This is a genomic window from Streptomyces sp. NPDC041205, assembly GCF_055591765.1.
Genome location: NZ_JBVIZH010000012.1, coordinates 41588 through 58871, shown reverse-complemented (window position 1 = coordinate 58871; position 17284 = coordinate 41588). Strand labels below are relative to the sequence as shown.

The 17284-nt window shown below is 70.9% G+C and carries 13 protein-coding genes; 2 read left to right on the top strand and 11 right to left on the bottom strand.

What is annotated here, in order from left to right; translation table 11 throughout:
* From ACZ6BG_RS34850 to ssd, 9 genes are all read right to left on the bottom strand, one after another.
* Positions 1–734, bottom strand: a 734-nt coding sequence (locus tag ACZ6BG_RS34850; protein ID WP_469009144.1) for a WD40 repeat domain-containing protein, incomplete at its 3' end; no start/stop codon positions are given.
* Positions 735–1367: 633 nt separating this feature from the next.
* Positions 1368–3092 (bottom strand): IS1182 family transposase, encoded by a 1725-nt coding sequence (locus tag ACZ6BG_RS34845; RefSeq protein WP_469009142.1) that lies wholly within the window; start codon positions 3090–3092, stop codon positions 1368–1370.
* A gap of 165 nt (positions 3093–3257) precedes the next feature.
* Positions 3258–3827 carry a DUF6262 family protein gene (locus ACZ6BG_RS34840; protein ID WP_469009139.1) on the bottom strand — a complete coding sequence of 190 codons (570 nt, stop codon included), beginning with the start codon at positions 3825–3827 and terminating at the stop codon, positions 3258–3260.
* Positions 3824–6364, bottom strand: a complete 2541-nt coding sequence (locus ACZ6BG_RS34835; RefSeq protein WP_469009136.1) for a tyrosine-type recombinase/integrase — start codon at positions 6362–6364, stop codon at positions 3824–3826. Before ACZ6BG_RS34835 ends, ACZ6BG_RS34840 begins: the two co-directional genes overlap by 4 nt.
* Positions 6361–7542, bottom strand: coding sequence for a tyrosine-type recombinase/integrase (locus ACZ6BG_RS34830; protein ID WP_469009133.1), 1182 nt, complete (start codon positions 7540–7542; stop codon positions 6361–6363). Before ACZ6BG_RS34830 ends, ACZ6BG_RS34835 begins: the two co-directional genes overlap by 4 nt.
* A gap of 459 nt (positions 7543–8001) precedes the next feature.
* Positions 8002–8862: a type II secretion system F family protein gene (locus ACZ6BG_RS34825; RefSeq protein ID WP_469009131.1), complete on the bottom strand. Its 861-nt coding sequence runs from the start codon at positions 8860–8862 to the stop codon at positions 8002–8004.
* The gene (locus tag ACZ6BG_RS34820; protein WP_469009129.1) at positions 8859–9749 is read right to left on the bottom strand and encodes a type II secretion system F family protein; all 891 of its coding nucleotides are present in this window, start codon (positions 9747–9749) and stop codon (positions 8859–8861) included. The genes ACZ6BG_RS34825 and ACZ6BG_RS34820 overlap by 4 nt, the downstream gene beginning before the upstream one ends.
* Entirely contained in the window at positions 9746–10915 is a 1170-nt protein-coding gene (locus tag ACZ6BG_RS34815) for a TadA family conjugal transfer-associated ATPase (protein ID WP_469009128.1), read from the bottom strand. Before ACZ6BG_RS34815 ends, ACZ6BG_RS34820 begins: the two co-directional genes overlap by 4 nt.
* Positions 10912–12024 carry a septum site-determining protein Ssd gene (ssd, locus tag ACZ6BG_RS34810; RefSeq protein ID WP_469009126.1) on the bottom strand — a complete coding sequence of 371 codons (1113 nt, stop codon included), beginning with the start codon at positions 12022–12024 and terminating at the stop codon, positions 10912–10914. Before ssd ends, ACZ6BG_RS34815 begins: the two co-directional genes overlap by 4 nt.
* A 526-nt stretch (positions 12025–12550) precedes the next feature.
* On the opposite strand from ssd, the gene ACZ6BG_RS34805 reads away from it, so the two are divergent.
* Positions 12551–13375 carry an HAD family hydrolase gene (locus ACZ6BG_RS34805; protein ID WP_469009124.1) on the top strand — a complete coding sequence of 275 codons (825 nt, stop codon included), beginning with the start codon at positions 12551–12553 and terminating at the stop codon, positions 13373–13375.
* A gap of 398 nt (positions 13376–13773) precedes the next feature.
* Here ACZ6BG_RS34805 and ACZ6BG_RS34800 read toward each other — a convergent pair whose 3' ends face one another.
* Positions 13774–14589 carry a Fic family protein gene (locus ACZ6BG_RS34800; protein ID WP_469009122.1) on the bottom strand — a complete coding sequence of 272 codons (816 nt, stop codon included), beginning with the start codon at positions 14587–14589 and terminating at the stop codon, positions 13774–13776.
* 121 nt (positions 14590–14710) lie between these two features.
* Here ACZ6BG_RS34800 and ACZ6BG_RS34795 point away from each other — a divergent pair, with 121 nt between their 5' ends.
* Complete coding sequence (locus ACZ6BG_RS34795) at positions 14711–15691, top strand: ATP-binding protein (protein WP_469009120.1); 981 nt, start codon at positions 14711–14713, stop codon at positions 15689–15691.
* A 75-nt stretch (positions 15692–15766) separates the two neighbouring features.
* Here ACZ6BG_RS34795 and ACZ6BG_RS34790 read toward each other — a convergent pair whose 3' ends face one another.
* On the bottom strand, positions 15767–17071 hold the full coding sequence (locus ACZ6BG_RS34790) for a polysaccharide deacetylase family protein (protein WP_469009118.1): 1305 nt from the start codon (positions 17069–17071) through the stop codon (positions 15767–15769).
* Positions 17072–17284: the final 213 nt, after the last annotated feature.

The following is a 17284-nucleotide window of genomic DNA, read 5'->3' as shown; positions in this document are numbered from 1 at the left end:
CCGACCGGCTTGCGGGTGATCGGGTCCCACAACCGCACCGTCCCGTCGCGGCCAGCGGTGGCGAGAAGGGCGCCGTCGGGCGAAAAAGCCACCGCGAAGACCGCTCGGGTGTGGCCGACGATGGGGTCGCCGACCGGCTTGCGGGTGATCGGGTCCCACAACCGCACCGTCCCGTCGCGGCCAGCGGTGGCGAGAAGGGCGCCGTCGGGCGAAAAAGCCACCGCGATGGCGTCGTGGCCGACGATGGGGTCACCGAGGATGGTGTAGGGAGTGGCCTTGGATGCGGCTGCGGGCTGTTGCGCCACGACGGCCGGAGTGTCCGGTGCCGGGGCCAGCTCGCGGCCGGGATCGGTTTCGGCCCGCCCGGTAGACGGGTTGGCGAGAGCGCCTTCCTCCTCAGTAGGTCCGCCGTTAGGGGATGCGGGGGTGGTGCGGGGGCCTTGGGCTTGCTTGAGCCTGGTCAGGTCGTTCCAGCGTTCCCGCCAGGGCACTAGCGTGGGGTGGTTGCGCGGAGGCAGCGACTGCAGAGGCTGCCCGTCTTCGTCAAAGGACAGCAGGGCGCGGACCAGGAGCAGGAGGAATTCTCGGCCGGGCAGGCGTTTGCCGCGGAGAGTATCGCTGATCCCGGACGGCGACATTGTCCTGCCTCGGGGCACCCGCGCCGCGATGTCACGCAGCGGGCGGCTGCCGCGCTGAATCCGCAGGTCGCGTAAGTCTTCGGCGAATGTCGCCAAGGCCCGGTCGAAGTCTCCACCCTCCCGGCCCGGGCTGTCGCTACTGCCACTGGTCTGTGCCGTCACCTTGCCCCCCCGGGGGTGCTCAAAGACCAGGTTAGGGGCACAGGGGAGGGCCGTACGGCGAATTAGCGCGAACAACTGCGGACACCACAGGGTATTCGCGGGAAGACCGTCTGTGTGCGGTGCCGTTTGCGCGTGATCTCTTTCCAACGGGCGTGTTCACGACGCTTGGTATCCAGCCTGTCCAGAACCTGTACTCACTGTCATGACGACGACACCAAACGCTCCGGTACCCGACCCAACCATGTCCCCCGCTGACCGCGCACCTGCCGACAGGGGGCGTGCCGGGCTGCGCGAGCAGGTGCTGGACCTGGTCGCACTGCTGGTACTGCTGACGGTGGCGGCGCTGGTGTTCCTGGTCGCCGGACCCAACGCGGGCGTGATCACCAGCGTCGGCGCGGCCCTGTACGCAACATGGAAGTCCAGCCACTCCCCCCAGCTACCCAACTCGCCGGTCCGGCCTTCCAGTTCTAGCTCAGACAGCAGGGGGCAAGTAACCCGCCAGTAAGTTTTTTGGGGGTTCATCTAGGGCGCGCAAGAACGTGTCACCGATCCTCCTGGCTTGTTTGGTCATGCGGCGAGGGAGAGGTCGAGTCGGGCGAGGTGGCTGACGCGGGTGCGGTCGAGCGGGTGGCCGTTCCACCAGGCATCGAGGCGGATGAGGTTGAGCGCAACGGCGGAGAAGACGTGCTCCAGGTGGGTCTTCTGGAGACCGAGGTAGCGGGCACGTCTCATCCCGGTGACCGCGACGGCCTGGTGGATGGTTCCCTCGATGCCCGCGCGGGTTCCGTGCTTGGCTCGCCACTGCTCGTCGCCCTGCTGGAGGCGGGCATGGTCGAGGACTTCTTGAACCTCGCGGGGTTGCAGGGAGAGGGTTCGGCCGCCGGTCTTCGAGCTGGTGCACTGGTCGCGCACTGGGCAGGGGCGGCATGTCTCCTTGTCGAACTTGATGACGATGGCCTTGGTGCCGCGCAGGGTGGCAGGGCTCCACCAGGTGCTGGTGTCCCCGCGTGGGCAGGTGGCCTGCCGCTTGTCCCAGTCGATGGTGAACGCGGTCCGGTCGAACCCGGCGCCGGCACGTGCCTGGGGTGAACTGTTTATCAGGACCGGGGTGACCAGGGTGACCCCGAAGTTCTTCTTCATGCCGACGATCAACTCGGCGGAGGCGTAACCGGAATCGAGGAAGTGCTCGGCGGGCAGGAGACTGCGGGCAGCGAGCATGTGATGGACCGGTTCGGTCATCTCCGCGTCGGTCACTGTGGCATCGGTGGTCGCGATGCCGGTGATCAAGCGCGGCGGCGGTCCGTCGGCTCCGGGGATCAGCGACTGGCCGCCGGCAGCCGGGTCCTGGTCATCGGCATCGTCGCAGGACTCGCTGATGTGGATCTTGTAGCCGGTCCACCAGGAGCCCTGTTTGAGACCGTAGCGGGCGTCGGTGTCGTACGGAGAGGCCAGCCTCAGTCTGCCGGGCGGGAGGTCTCGGCTCTCCCGCCGCTTCACCTCCGCTCCGGCTTCGGACACGGTGCGGTGGTAGTTCTGCACCCACATCGTGCGCAGGACCTGCACCGCCGGGAGTTCGCGCAGCCAGGACGGAGCATCAGGGGCATGCACCGCCTCCAGCAGCGCGAACCCGTCCCGGCCGTAGACCAGAGCCATCTCCTCGCGCTTGCTCGTGGAAGCCGGAGGATGCCAGGAGTGAGTCCGCGGACCGTAGCGGTCGGCCCATTCCCGAACGGACACCGCCCCGGCCAGCCAGTCCGGGGCCGCACAGGCCAGCGCCTCCAGCGTGGCCCGCAGTGTTTCCCCGGCCAGCTCCAGCCTGTTCAGGTCGCGGACCGCCGCCAGCACGCGGGTGGAGTCGGTGCGCTGCCTGCCTCCCGCCTTCACCAGGCCCCGGTCCTTGAGCGCGGTCAGCAGCAGGTCGAGCACCTTCTCCTCCATCCCGTGCTCGACCAGCCGCGTGCGGAACTCGGACAGCACCGAGGCGTCGAACCCGGGATCATCCAGCTCCAGGCCGAGCGCGTACTTCAGGTCCATGCCGTACCGCACCCGATGCGCTGCCGCCCGGTCGGTGAGATTCTCGGCGAACTGCAACACCGTCACCAACGCGAGCTGGCCTGGTGACCAGCCCGGCCGTCCTCTGACTCCGAAGGCCTCGGCGAACTCGGCGTCCGCGAACAGCTCGCCCAGCTCGTCACGGACCCGCATCGCCAACGGATACGGGCCCTTTGCCGCCACTGCCCGCGCCACCTGCGCCGTCAGCTCAGGCACCTTCGGCCACGGCTTCGGCTGCATCGACATTCCACACCCCACCCGCGACCGGGAACGCCAAGACGGCCGCTGCTGTCCCGACCAACGAGCCGTCAGCCCCGCTGGGCACGGAATAAGCCAGCAGGATCGGTGACAGCGTTCTTACCGGCACCCCTTGTCGCTGCCGGGTCGCTGGGGCATCGCGCCTGGTCAAGTGCGGTTGATCCGCTTGAACATCTCCTTGCCTGCTTCGCGGGCGGCGGTCAAGTCGTCCTCGGTCTCGGTGAGTTTGCGCTTGAGGTCGTCCCGTTCGGCGCGTATCTCGTCGCGTTCCAGGGTGAGCCGTTCCACGGCCGCCAGGAGCTCGTTGACCCGTCCGGTCAGCTCCTTGGTCCCGGCCTGTTCGATCTGGGCGCCCAGCTGGCGCTGGACGGCCTTCTTGAGGCGGTCCCGCTCTTCGCGCAGGGCCTTGTTCTCTTCCTTCAGCAGAGCCAGGTCGGTGGCCAGGCTCGCCGCGGATGCGCTCGTCCCGGCCCGGGCCGTGCGGCGCTGGGCCTTGGTCTGGCCCTTCATGGCGTCTTCGATGTGCTCGCGCACGCCCTCGGCGTACACGAGCCAGTTGGAGACGTGGGCGGCGCGGGCGACCGCGGCGAAGGTGACGGTCTCTCCTCGTTCCTTCATCGCATCCAGGGCGGCCAGCACCTGGGCGCGTTTGGTCTGGCTGTCCTTCTTGCGGGACTCGCGCAGCACGTCGCCGGGGGTGCGCTGGGCCTTGGTCATGCCGTGCTCCCCTCGCTCGTCTCGCGCGGGGCGGGGAAGGAGGGCATGCCCAGGGCGACCGCGGCGCCGCCCTGGGCGGCCCGCACCTTGCGCAGGACGGTGGCAGCCTGTTCGACCTCGTCGCGCTCTTCGACGCTCATGGCCTCCATCAGCTTCCGCATCGTGGCCGCGGTCCCCTTGAAGGCCGCGATCTGTTCATCCAGGTTGCGGGCGACGAACTCGTCCACCTCCATCATGGCGGCCATCTCCTTGTTGGCCTTTAGGGAGCGGATGTGATCTTCGATGGCGGGCAGGTAGGACGGATCGGGCCGGTAGGAGGGGCAGGCGGCGCACTGGAAACGGATCGGGCATGCCTTGCCCCCGGCCTTCACGTTGGACGGCTCGGTGCAGTTGCCGAACGGCACCGCCACCGCGCGGGCCTGGTAGGCCGTGGCCGAGGCCATCGGCGCCGCCCTGCCAGTGCGGTCCACGGTGTGCAGGCGCATGACGTTGACCGCCTGCCGCTTCCGCTTCTGGCTGATCTTGTAGTACCGATGGGTGGTTTGGATGGATTTGTGGTCCATCAGTTCACGCAGCACGTCGATGGGGACCCCGGCGTCCGCGTGCCGCTGGGCGTAGGAGTGACGGAAGGCGTAGGGAAAGATCAACGAGACGTCGAAGGGCACCCGTTCGCCGTCGCGGCCGATCTCCTCGCCGACCAGGGGCGGCAGGATCCTGGTCCACTCGCGGATGACGGTCGCGATCTGTCCGGAGTCCAGGTGCCGCACCATGCCGTCGTCCCCGGCGGGCGGGAAGAGATAGGGCTCGCTGCCCACGGGCAGGTCGAGGGTGTCGCGTACGGCCAGCCAGGCGCGGATGGTGTTGACGGTGTCGGTATCGACGGGCAGGCGCCGTCCGTTGCGGCGGGCCTTGCGGTTGTCCCAGACCAGCTCCCAGTCCCCGTCAGCGTATTCGAGGCAGTCCGTGCGCAGTTCGCCGATCTCATAGGGGCGCCGGCCGGTGTCCCGCAGCAGCTCGTAGACGGCGCGGGCCATCGCCTTGACCTGCTCGGCCGTCATGCGGCCATGGGTCAGTCCCTGGCCCAGCAGGTTGGTTTGCTGGTCGAGTTGGGCGGTGACGGTCTCGGGCAGGGCCCTGCCCGGCTCGTCCTCGGCCGTCTCTTCCTGCTTGATGACGTGGGTAGAGTGGCGGGCGAAGCGGCCGGACATGCCATCCAGATGCCCGGCGGCGCGGTTGTAGTCCAGGACCTTGAAGAAGAAGGTCAGCAGGGCGCCGCGCTGCCTGCTGGACATGGGGGTGCCGTCCAGCTTGGGCAGCTGGCGGAAGGTGTCGACCACGGCGTTCATGTCGGCGAAGCCGAGTGCGGCCGGGTCCTGGCCGCCGCCGGGGCGCACGTCCAGGGCGCGGGCGGCGGCCAGGCAGGCGCGGTGGGCCCGGCGGGCCTCGGTGGTCGTCGGCTTCGTCTCGTCGATCCAGGTGACCAGGATCTGCCGCAGCCACCCCTGGCGGATCTCGGTGACATCCAGGGTGATGGGCCGGTGGGTGGGGCCGCCGCGGACGCCGCGCACGCCGAGTTCGGCCAGGTCCAGCACGTCCCGGCTGGTCGGGTCGATGCCGTTGAAGCGGTCGAAGGCCGAGCGCAGGATGCGGTGGGTCTCGCGCAGCAGGGCGTCCACGTTCGCCTGCCGCGGTCCCTGTACCCGCTCAACATCGGCCGTGGCAATGCTCTCCACCCGGTCGGCGAGGTGGGACACGGCCTGCCGCACGGCGACCGGGTCGATCTTCTGCCCGCGCTCGTCGCGCTGCTGGAGTGCGTAGAGCACTTCCAGGCGAGCCACCGGGTCCAGCGGCGCCAGCGAGAACTGGTGGACGTTCAGGTGCGGCGCCTGATGCTCCAGCCACCCGGCATCCACCACCATAGGCTGCTGCCTGCGGGAGGCGGCGGCGTGCTTCTTCCAGCGACTCTGGTGCATGGGGCACAGCCCGAAGGTGGCCCGTGCGTCGTAACGGCAGCCGGCCACCCGGCAGGCCGGGGAGGGCGGATATGGGCTCTGCCTCGCGATCCAGGCGTCCAGGTCGGAGCCAGGGTCGCGCTGCAAGTACTTGTGCCGCAGCGAGCCGTGCGCGTTGCACAGCCCCCACAGCATCGCATCGCGCGGGCAGTCCCTGACCCGGCAGGAGACTCGCTGCCCGGAGATCACCCGGTTGCGTTCGGGCACGAAAACGGCCTTGAACTCCTTCAGGGCCAGGCCACTTGAGCGATGCGCCTTCTCGCAGGTGGCGCACAGGCCCCTCGTCTTGCACAGGCCCTCGCAGGCCGCCACGGCGCACCGGAAGACCACCGTGCGGCGGTTGTCCACATCCCCGGTGAACAGCCAGGCATCCGCGTCCCACTCGCCCGCCCGCCACCCGTCTGTGAGGTGGCCGCGAAGCCAGGCGGCCCACTCGGTCAGGACCTGAGGCACCACGTCCCCCGGCGCGGGCTCGGCGGCCGGGCGTGGCCCGTGCAGCAGTACGACCTTCCCCGTCGCCGTCACGCGCCAGCTTCCCTTCTCTTGGCGGCCACCATCTTCACGGCGTCGCGTTTGTCCTGGTCGGTGGCGTGGGTGTAGGGGTCCATGGACTGCGGCGCGGCGTGCCCGGCCATGTTCTGGGCGACATCGCGGGGCACCCCGGAGCGGACCCACCGTGTGATCGCGGAGTGGCGGAACATGTGCGGACGCGCCGCGAATCCGGCTCTCTTGGCGAGCCGCTTGAACAGCTCATAAGTGCTGGGGTACTTCATCGCCTCGCCCAGCGGGGCGTGGAAGAGGTTGACGAACACCATGTCGCAGCCCGCGGCCTCGGGCACCTCGTCGCGCTCGTAGCGGTAGTCGGCGTACAGGGCGACGGTGTCGGCCTCCACCGGAATCCAGCGTGACTGCGGCGACTTGGCGAAGGCGCCGTTGCTGTTCACCCGGCGCCGCACGTGGATGTGCGGGCCCTCTATCCGGCAGCCCAGCGCCGTGGAGTCGGGGAGAAAGTGCATGTCCTCCCGGCGCAGCCCCAGGGCCTCGCCGATGCGGACCCCGGTCACCGCCAGCAGCGAGACCAAAAACCGGTCCCGGGCGTGCGTGGTGCAGTCGATGACCTTCGTGATCTGCTCGTCCGACAGCCACTCATAACCCCGCACCGCGACCCGGTACTTGATCCGCCGGGCCTGCACCGTGCGGTGCTGTCCGTCCTCACCGGGGTCGAAGCCGGGCGGGGCGAAGTGCAGGAACTTCGGCTGGACCAGCTGGCTGACCACGCTCGCCGGGACCCAGCCCTGCAGTGCGGACCAGGCCAGGAACTCGCCGATCGTCCCCATGATCTTGTTCGCGGTGTCCTTGCTGCGGAACCGCGGCTCCACATCGGGCCTGCGACCCCGAGAGGGCAGCGGCTCATCCACCAACCACCGCATGATCGCCATCAGTTGGCCCAGGCTCGGTCGCGTCCAGTCCACGCCGAACTCGGCACAGTACGACAGGTACAAGGCGATCCGGCCCGCGTACGTCCGCTCAGTGTTGTACGCGCGGTCGGCACCCCGCAGCCCGGCCAGGTAGGCGCACGCTTCCACGTGTAGTTCGAAGGACTCGTTGACGACCACCCAGTACGTGGTCTGATCAGCGGCTCTGGCGCGCTCAGGGCGGAAGTGGCGGTGCAGAACGGCAGCGGTGACCAACGTGCCTAACATCCCTCGGATATCTGTGAGGCAAGTACGAGATCACCCTACTTGCCTCACATGTCTTAAGAAACTCAGGCACCCAAGATAACGATGATCCCCATCGCGTACTCGGAAGTCACCATTCCGGAATCCCGCGCGACACCCCGCATCCGCCCCAGCAGACGCACTGGCCTCACTGACCTCCTTTGCTTCGCTGACCTCATGGGACGCATCGGCCACTCCCTCCGCATCCACCGCGCCAGCCTGGCCACGTACAGCCGAGCCCGCGCACGCACCTTTTCCCACATTTCAACCCCCATGGAATCTCTGTCGGTTGTTCACAGCTGGTCGTTCACAGCTGGCTTTGCGAAAGCTGTTCTCTCGGAGCTGGTCGTTCGGTCTGCCCCGCCGCGATGTCCTGCCACCCGTACGACATTTCGCCCAGGCGGCCCGCGGCACCCCCGTCCGCGCACCCGGCCTCAGACCCCCTCACTGCCCGCTCATCAAGCCCCCCGCCAGCCCGATCACCACCGGCACCACACCGATCGCGATGAACGCGGGCAGGAAGCACAGGCCCACCGGCGCCGTCATCTGGACCGCGGCGCGCCGGGCCCGGGCTGTCGCCATGCGTCCCTGCTCGGTTCGGCAGTCCACGGCGAACCGGGCGACGGGGCCGGCGGCGGGCGAACCGGAGTCGGTGGTGCGCTCCAGGAGGCGGGCCAGCGCGTCGGCGCCCGGTATCTCACCGACCCGCCGCCACGCGTCGACCGGCGTGCCGCCGAGCCGTGCCTGCGCCGCGCCCCAGGCGAGCCGTTCCCCGACGGGTCCTCCCATGGACTCGCCCACGGCCTGCGCCGCCATCACGGGCCCGGCTCCGGCCGCCACACAGGCCGCCAACAGATCCGCCGCCAGAGGCAGTTGGCGAGCGGCTTGAGCGGCGTCGGCCTCATCCTTCCGGTCGGCGCCCGGCCGCAACCGCCACACGCAGCACCCCGCGACCACGCCCACCACACAGCCCGTGATCCCGCCGACCAGCGCCCATCCCGCGCCGACCACCCCGGCCACCGTCAGCCATCTCCGCGCCAGCGCCCGCCGCCCGGAATCCGCATCGCCCCACCGCCGGAGCCACGCGCGCCCGCCGGCACCTTCGTCCCCTTCGCCGCGCCCTCGACCCCATGTCCCCTGCGGACGTCCGCCGACCCCCAGGACGGCCAAGGCCCGGCGTCCCGCGGCCCGTTCCTGTCGTGCCGCCGCCAGGGTCAGCAGCAGCCACACCAGGGCCGCCACCGACCACACCGCCGCCCCCAGGCTGTGGAGAACTCCGGCGCCGACGATCAGCTCGTCCGTCATCGTCCCTCCGCCTTCCGCATGATCCGCAGCGCCCACCACGCGCCCGCGCCCTCGAACACTCCGCCCACGGCCAGGCAGCCGAGGCCCGCCCCGGTGTGCAACAGCACCCGCAGTGGCTCGGCGCCGAGCGCGGCGCCGAGGAGCAGGCCCAGGACGGGGAGTCCGGCGAGCATCAGGACCGTCGACCGGGCGCCCGCCAACTGCGCGCGCAGGTCGGACCGTTGGTCCCGCTCCGCGCGCAGCGCCCCTTCCAGGCGCTCCAGTCCGGCGGCGAGGCCCGCGCCCCGGTCCACGGCGACCCGCCAGCACGCCGCGAGTCCAAGGAGCCCTTCGGCGCCCGGCTCCCGGGCGGCCTCGCGCAGCGCGCCGGGCACATCCCCGCCGAACCGTGCCGCCGCGAGCACCCCGGCCCGCGCCCCACCGAGTCCCCGGCCGACGCTCCCGCCCGCCTCCGAGCAGGCCCGCGAGCCCGTCTCCGCGGCCGTCCGCAGCGCCTGCCCTGGCTGTCGTCCCGCCCGCACCTCTCCGGCGAGAGTCCCGCACAGGGCGATGACCGCGTCGGCCCTGCGGCCCCGCGCGCGGGCGGCCTCCCGGGCCCTCCGCAGCCGGCCCGCGAGGGGCATGGCGACCGCCCCCGCGACCAAGGGCAGCACGGACTCGCCGAGGAGCCCGACGGCCGCCCCGCCCACCAGGAGCCAGACCTCGTGCCCGAGCCGCCCGCGTACCCGCGTGATCCCCCGCCGCCACCGGGGCACCGCGGCCGGACCACCGGCCGGCAGGAGGGACCGCGCCCTCCGCAGCCCTCGGGCGGCCCGCACCCGCCCGCCGAGCAGCCACACCGACCCACCCGCACACAGAGCGGCGCCGCACGCCAGCGCCGCGCTCATGTCCCCGCGCCCCGCTCCGCGAACAGTGCGCTCAGTCGCGGCCAGCCGCGCTCCCGGACGAAGCCCCGGTCGCCCCAGCGCAGCGCGGGCACCGTGGCCACCAGGCCCGAGGGGCCGCGCTCCAGGACCTGCACCTCGGCGATCCGGCGCCGGCCCGCCCGGTCCCGTACGAGATGGAGGACCACCGACAGGGCCGCCGCCAACTGGCTGTGCAGAGCCGCCCGGTCGAGCCCGGCGGCCGTGCCCAGCGCCTCCAGGCGGGCCGGGACGTCGGCGGCGGCGTTGGCGTGCACCGTGCCGCAGCCGCCCTCATGGCCGGTGTTCAGCGCGGCCAGGAGGTGCACCACCTCGGCGCCCCGCACCTCGCCCACCACCAGCCGGTCGGGGCGCATCCGCAGGGCCTGGCGCACCAGGTCGTCCAGGCCGACGCGGCCCGCGCCTTCCTGGTTGGCGGGCCGGGACTCCAGGCGCACCACGTGCGGGTGGTCGGGGCGCAACTCCGCGGAGTCCTCGGCCAGGACGATCCGCTCGCCCGGTCCGACGAGGCCGAGCAGGGTGCTCAGGAGGGTCGTCTTGCCGCTGCCCGTGCCACCGCTGATGAGGTACGAGAGGCGGGCGTCGAGGAGGCGGCGCAGCACTCGCTCCCCGCCGGGCGGCACCGTGCCGGCCGCGACCAGTTCGGCGAGGGTGAAGGCGCGGGGCCGCACGACGCGCAGCGACAGACAGGCGGAACCGACGGCGACCGGGGGCAGCACCGCGTGCAGCCGGGTGCCGTCCGGCAGGCGGGCGTCCACCCAGGGCCGGGCGTCGTCCAGGCGCCGCCCGGCCACCGCCGCGAGCCGCTGGGCGAGTCGCCGCACAGCCGCCGGGTCCCGGAAGGAGACCCGCGTGAGCTCAAGGCCGCCGCCGCGGTCCACCCAGACGCGGTCCGGCGCGGACACCAGCACGTCGGTCACCGAGGGGTCGGCGAGCAGCGGTTCCAACGGGCCCGCGCCTACCAGCTCGGAGCGCAACTGCTCGGCCGCGCCGAGCACTTCGGCGTCGCCCAGGATCCGTCCCTGCGCCCGCAGGGCCTCGGCGACCCGGGCCGGGGTGGGCTCGGTGCCGTTCGCCGCGAGCCACTGCCGGACCCCGTCCAGCATCCGGGCGCCCACGACGGCGGTCATACGCCCCCTCCGGTGTGGGCCGGAAGCTGCTCCCAGAAGGCCGCGCAGAACCGGGCCAGGGGCCCGCGCGCCGCGCCGCCGGGCGGCTGTCCACCGCCGCGCGCGGCCCCGAGGCCGTGCTCCTGGGGCAGTTCGCCGACGAGAGGCAGGCCGAGCAGCCGGGCCACCTCGTCCGCGTCGAGGCCGTCGCCGCCGGACAGGCCGGGGGTGGTGACGAGCCGCAGGTCCCGCAGCACCATGCTCACGGCCGAAGCGACCCGCCGGGCCCCGGCCACCGCGCGCAGTTCCGCCGGCACCACGAGCAGGCCGAGGTCCAGCTGCGCCAGCGCCTCCGCCATCGCTTCGTCCACGCGGCGCGGCAGGTCGACGACCACGACGCCCCCGCGCCTGCGAGCCGCGGCCAGGACGGCACGCACGGCCTCCGGCGCGATGGTCAGTGTGTCCCCGCGGTCCCAGCTGAGGACGCGCAGGTCGTGCAGGGCGGGCAGCGACTCCTCCAGGGCGCCGCCCCCGATCCGGCCCCGCGACTGCGCGAAGGCGGGCCAGCGCAGTCCTTCGGCGGTCTCCCCGCCGAGCATCACGTCGAGTCCGCCGCCCAGGGGGTCGGCGTCGACCAGCATGGTGCGCCGTCCGGCGCGCGCCGCGGTGACGGCCAGGGCGCAGGCGAGCGTGGAGGCCCCCGCGCCGCCGCGGCCGCCGATGAGGCCGACGGTCAGCGCGGGTCGTCCGACGCCCTCGGCGACGTCGGCGATGCGGTCCACCAGCCACTGCTCGCCGTCGGGCAGGACGAGCACGTCGTCGGCGCCGATCTCCACGGCCCGCCGCCACACGCCCGAGTCGTCCTGGTCGCGCCCCACGAGCACGACCCCGCGGCGGCGCGCGGCGCCGCGCACGCGGTCGGCCGCGTCGTCCCCGACGAGGACGAGCGGGGCGGACTCCCATCCGCCGCCGCGCTCGGGCACGCCGTGGTGCACCTCGGGCCGTGCTCCCGCCGCGGCGCACAGCCGCAGCAGGTCGTCCAGCAGGTCCACGTCCTCCGTGACGATCAATGGTCCACCGGCGCGCCCCTCGGACGTCGGTGGTGTGTCGTACGCAATGACTCCAGCCACGATCTTCCGGCCCCCTCTCGCTGCAAGTCCTTCGAATGCGCGTGTGTGCGCATCCGGATGCGCGTCCGCGAAGACCGGCCAATGGAATCCGGCCAAGAACTTCACGAACGGAATCAAGCGTGCGGCGATCCCGGAAAACATGTGGATCTTGGTCAATAACTGTGGAGAAGACGTTGGCTGTGAATAACTCCTTCACCCATACCGGCGACACCCCCGGCGCCTTCCGCAGCGCAGCCCTACAGCTACACACAGTGACGGATCTTGGGCGCGCGGCATCGACGTCGATTCGGCACACACGGCGCCACGACGATCGGAAAAGATCAGGAATGGGGGTCAAAAACCCACCCGGACATGCGACGACCCCCGCCGGGGGGGAGAGCGGGGGTCGTCCCCTCGGTCCGACTCGGGGGGGGAGGAGCCAGACCGGGTTAGCACGGTCGCGAACGATCCGTGACTTCCATGGTGTACCCGAGAGCCTTCTCAGGCAAACCCACGCGCCTCAGCTTACGCCGAATGGTGGGCGCCTATGCTCAACCTCGTGGAAAACCACTCGTCGCCCCGCACAGCCGCGTTCTTTGACCTGGACAAGACGGTCATTGCGAAGTCGAGCACGCTCACCTTCAGCAAGTCGTTCTACCAAGGCGGGCTGATCAACCGCAGGGCGGTACTGCGGACCGCATATGCCCAGTTCGTGTTCCTCGCCGGCGGGGCCGACCACGACCAGATGGAACGGATGCGGGCATACCTGTCCTCGCTGTGCCGCGGCTGGAACGTGGAGCAGGTCAAGGAGATCGTCGCGGAGACGCTGCACGACCTGATCGACCCGATCATCTACGACGAGGCGGCCTCCCTCATCGAGGAGCACCACACCGCGGGCCGCGACGTCGTCATCGTCTCCACCTCGGGCGCCGAGGTGGTCGAGCCGATCGGTGAACTCCTGGGCGCGGACCGGGTGGTGGCCACGCGGATGGTGGTCGGCGACGACGGCTGCTTCACGGGCGAGGTGGAGTACTACGCGTACGGCCCCACCAAGGCGGAGGCCATCCGGGAACTCGCCGAGTCCGAGGGATACGACCTGGAGCGCTGCTTCGCCTACAGCGACTCGGCCACGGACGTGCCCATGCTCGAGTCCGTCGGCCATCCCTTCGCCGTCAACCCGGACCGGGCGCTGCGCCGTGAGGCCCTCGCGCGCGGGTGGCCGATTCTGGACTTCCACCGCCCGGTGCGGCTCAAGCAGCGACTGCCCGCACCCCGCCGTCCGGCGCTCGTCGCGGCGGCCGCGGTCGGTGCCGCGGCGGCCACCGCGGGCCTCGTGTGGTTCGCCAGCCGACGGCGCGCGGCAGCGAGCTGACCTCGCACTACGGGGGCGCGCTCCACGGCGCTCGGGTGCGCCCCTGGAGGCGGCCGGAACCCTGCGCCCGATTCACCCTTGTTTGAACCTAAAAGTAAAGAAGTGCGGTCAGGGCTTCCGCTTCCTCCAGGACAGGAGTACAAAGGAGTCAACGGCCCGCGAGACCAAGGACATCCGAGAGGATTACCTTTAACCGCATTGATTGGCCCCACGGACCGAAGCATGGCCACCGAGCACCCACGCGACGTCGACCCGTCGATTACGGGCCAGCCGCACCAGGTGACGGGCAAAGTTCCCGACCTGATGGGCAAACTTTCGAGGACGCTTGGTAACCCGGTGAACATGCCAGCGGCGGTACGAATTCTCGTACCGCCGCATCCCTGTTCCCGGAGTCCCGGCTACGCCGCTCCGCGCTGCAGCGCCTCACACACCGCCGTCGACTCCCTGACGCCCAGCTCAACCGCCTTGCCGCAGTGGGCGATCCAGGCGGCCACACCCTCCGGAGTGCCGGACACGTACGCCTCCAGAGCGCCCACGTAGGCAGCGCGTCCCAGCTCCGCGTGGCCCGCCTCGGCCGGGCAGATGGACTTCGGGTCGAGGCCGCTGCCCACCAGGACGATGCGCTCGGCCGCGCGCGCCACCAGGCCGTTGCAGGAGCCGAAGGGCCGCAGGGCCGCGAGTTCGCCGTGCACCACGGCCGCCGTCACCAGGGCCGGCGCCGAGCCGCCCGCGATGATCAACTGCGCAAGGCCTTCGAGCCGCCCCGCCACCTCGTCGGCGTCCGGCAACTCCAGCTCGATCAACGGCTCATCGACCGGTTCGCCCGCGAGCCGCGGACGGCCCGCGGCCTCGTCGGCGTCGGCCGCGGCGACCAGGTGCAGCCGCGCGAGCACCCGCATCGGCGACTGCCGCCAGATGGACAGGAGCTGCCCCGCCTCGGCGGTCAGCCGCAGCGCGGCGCCCATCACGCGCGCGTCGCCCTCGCCGCTGAAGTCGGTGCGCCTGCGGACCTCCTCCAGGGCCCACTCGGCGCCGGACAGCGCCGCGGACCCGCGCGCGCCCCGCAGCGCCGCCTCGGCGGTGACCTCATTGCTGCGACGCCGCATGATCCGGTGGCCGTACACCCGGTCCACGGCCTTGCGCACGGAGTCCACGGAGTCGGCGACACCGGGCAGCGCGCCCAGGGCCGCCAGCGGATCGGCTTTCGTACTCATGAGTACGACCCTACGCACCATGGGCCCGCCCGCCACGAAGGAGTGGTCTTCTTCACGCGATCCGGCCCCTCCCGACGCGAACAGGGCCCCGCGGCAGGGCGCGCGGCTACGCTACTTGAACATGAAGATCGCTTTCGTGGGGAAGGGCGGCAGCGGCAAGACCACGCTGTCCTCGCTCTTCATCCGACACCTCGCCGCCACCGGCGCGCCGGTCATCGCGGTGGACGCCGACATCAACCAGCACCTGGGCGCCGCCCTCGGCCTCGACGAGGAGCAGGCCGCCGGGCTGCCCGCGATGGGCGGACGACTGCCGCTGATCAAGGACTATCTGCGCGGCACCAATCCGCGCATCGCGAGCGCCGAGAAAATGATCAAGACGACCCCGCCCGGCGACGGCTCGCGGCTGCTGCGGGTCTGCGAGGACAACCCGGTGTACGAGGCGTGTGCGCGGGCCGTGGAACTCGACGGCGGCGCCGTGCGTTTGATGGTCACCGGGCAGTTCACCGAAGCCGACCTCGGTGTCGCCTGCTACCACTCCAAGACGGGAGCGGTCGAACTGCTCCTGAACCACCTGGTCGACGGCCGCGACGAGTACGCGGTGGTCGACATGACCGCGGGCTCCGACTCCTTCGCCTCCGGGATGTTCACCCGCTTCGACATGACGTTCCTCGTCGCCGAGCCGACCCGGAAGGGGGTCTCCGTCTATCGCCAGTACAAGGAGTACGCACACGACTTCGGCGTCGACCTCAAGGTCGTCGGCAACAAGGTCCAGAGTCAGGACGACATCGACTTCCTGCGCGAGCAGGTCGGCGACGACCTCCTGGTGACCGTCGGGCACTCCGACTGGGTGCGCTCCATGGAGAAGGGCCGTCCGCCCCGGTTCGAACTCCTGGAGGAGAGCAACCACTTGGCCCTGAAGACGCTCCAGGAAGCGGCCGACTCCGCCTACGACCGCCGCGACTGGGAGCGCTACACCCGCCAGATGGTCCACTTCCACCTGAAGAACGCCCAGAGCTGGGGCAACGAGCGGACCGGGGTCGACCTGGCCGCCCAGGTCGACCCCGACTTCGTCCTGCGGGAGCACGCGACGGCTACCGCCTGACCCCGGACGGGGCGGCGCCGACCCCGGACGGACCGCTGCCGACCCCGGACGGGCTGCCGCAGACCCCGGACGGGGCTACCGCTTGGCCGGCTCCGCGCCCGGAACGCCCTTCGGCGCCGGGGCGGGCCGGGCGGACAGGAAGGCGGGCCAACCCTCCTTCGGGGACTTGCCGACGCCGAGCCGGGTCAGCTTGGCGAGCACCTGCGGGTCCTGCGCGTCCAGCCAGTCGGCGAGCTGCCGGAAGGACACACAGCGCACCTCGCGCTTGGTGCAGACGCGCTCGATCGTCTCCTCGATGGCGCGCATGTACGTGCCGCCGTTCCAGGACTCGAAGTGGTTGCCGATGATCAAGGGGGCGCGGTTGCCGTGGTAGGCGCGGTCGAAGCCCTTGATCAGGCCGTCCCGCATCTGGTCGCCCCAGTACTCGTGCTTGTCCGGGTCACCGTGCGAGGTCGAACCTGACTGGTTCACCATGAAGTTGTAGTCCATGGTGAGCGTCTCGAAGCCGCGCCCGGGGACCGGGACGAGCTGCATCGACAGGTCCCACAGGCCCTCCTTCTTCTTGGGCCAGAGCTGGTTGTTCACGCCGCTGGTGTCGTAGCGGAAGCCGAGTTCGCGGGCCGCGCGCATGAAGTTGGTGCGGCCTTCGAGGCAGGGAGTGCGGGCGCCGATGAGTTCGCGGTCGTAGTCGAAGGGCAGCGGCTGCGCCTTCCCCATGCCCGTGTTGGTCTTCCAGCCCTTCACAAAGGACTTGGCCTGGTTGATCTCGCTCTTCCAGTCGGCGACGGACCACTCGCCGACGCCGCGGCCGGTGCCGCAGAAGTGGCCGTTGAAGTGGGTGCCGATCTCATTGCCCTCAAGCCAGGCGCCGCGGAGCTGGTCCACGGTGTCCTTGATTCCCGCGCGGTCGTTGAAACCGATGTCCGAGCTGCCGGCGAGGTGCTGCGGCGGCTTGTAGAGCCTGCGCTTCTCCTCGGGGAGCATGTACACACCGCTGAGGAAGTACGTCATCGTGGCGTTGTTGCGCTTGGCGACCTTGCGGAAGTGGGAGAACAGCTTCTGGCCGTCCTCACCCGCGCCGTCCCAGGAGAACACCACGAACTGCGGGGGCTTCTGCCCCGGTTTCAGGCGCTCGGGTCTGGGCAGCAGCGGCTGCTGACCGGTGAACGCGGTCGAGCCGTCGCCGATCAGGCGCACCGCGGCCTTGGGCGCCGGGGCACCGGCGGGCTTCTTCGCGCCGTGCGCGGACCCGGGCGGTCCCCCCTTCGCGCCGGACGGGGCGTCGGCGCACCCGGCCAGGGCCACCGTGCAGACCATGAGCGCGGCGAGGCCCGCGGCCGTCCGCCGCACCCCCGCGCCAGTGCTTGGGTTGGCGGCCATCTCCGCCCACCTTCTTCCGTGCAAGTCGGGACAGAACGGCAGCAACTTCGCACGGGGGAATGGGTGGTGGATTCCGACAAGCCGATGAGCATTTTTATTCACTCATTAGAGTGATCACTTGCCCCATTTGCCCCGATGATCCGGCTAAGACCTTTACACTGCATTACGGTTCGTTTACCGAGAGTTGAGATATCCCGCCGCTGCAACGCCGTG

What these genes read in the sequence shown, in the direction of transcription:
- ACZ6BG_RS34845 (WP_469009142.1), bottom strand. Translation starts at nt 3,092, where the DNA reads ATGCAGCCGAAGCCGTGGCCGAAGGTGCCTGAGCTGACGGCGCAGGTG.
- ACZ6BG_RS34840 (WP_469009139.1), bottom strand. Translation starts at nt 3,827, where the DNA reads ATGACCAAGGCCCAGCGCACCCCCGGCGACGTGCTGCGCGAGTCCCGC.
- ACZ6BG_RS34830 (WP_469009133.1), bottom strand. Translation starts at nt 7,542, where the DNA reads ATGTTAGGCACGTTGGTCACCGCTGCCGTTCTGCACCGCCACTTCCGC.
- ACZ6BG_RS34825 (WP_469009131.1), bottom strand. Translation starts at nt 8,862, where the DNA reads ATGACGGACGAGCTGATCGTCGGCGCCGGAGTTCTCCACAGCCTGGGG.
- ACZ6BG_RS34820 (WP_469009129.1), bottom strand. Translation starts at nt 9,749, where the DNA reads ATGAGCGCGGCGCTGGCGTGCGGCGCCGCTCTGTGTGCGGGTGGGTCG.
- ACZ6BG_RS34815 (WP_469009128.1), bottom strand. Translation starts at nt 10,915, where the DNA reads ATGACCGCCGTCGTGGGCGCCCGGATGCTGGACGGGGTCCGGCAGTGG.
- ACZ6BG_RS34805 (WP_469009124.1), top strand. Translation starts at nt 12,551, where the DNA reads ATGCTCAACCTCGTGGAAAACCACTCGTCGCCCCGCACAGCCGCGTTC.
- ACZ6BG_RS34800 (WP_469009122.1), bottom strand. Translation starts at nt 14,589, where the DNA reads ATGAGTACGAAAGCCGATCCGCTGGCGGCCCTGGGCGCGCTGCCCGGT.
- ACZ6BG_RS34795 (WP_469009120.1), top strand. Translation starts at nt 14,711, where the DNA reads ATGAAGATCGCTTTCGTGGGGAAGGGCGGCAGCGGCAAGACCACGCTG.
- ACZ6BG_RS34790 (WP_469009118.1), bottom strand. Translation starts at nt 17,071, where the DNA reads ATGGCCGCCAACCCAAGCACTGGCGCGGGGGTGCGGCGGACGGCCGCG.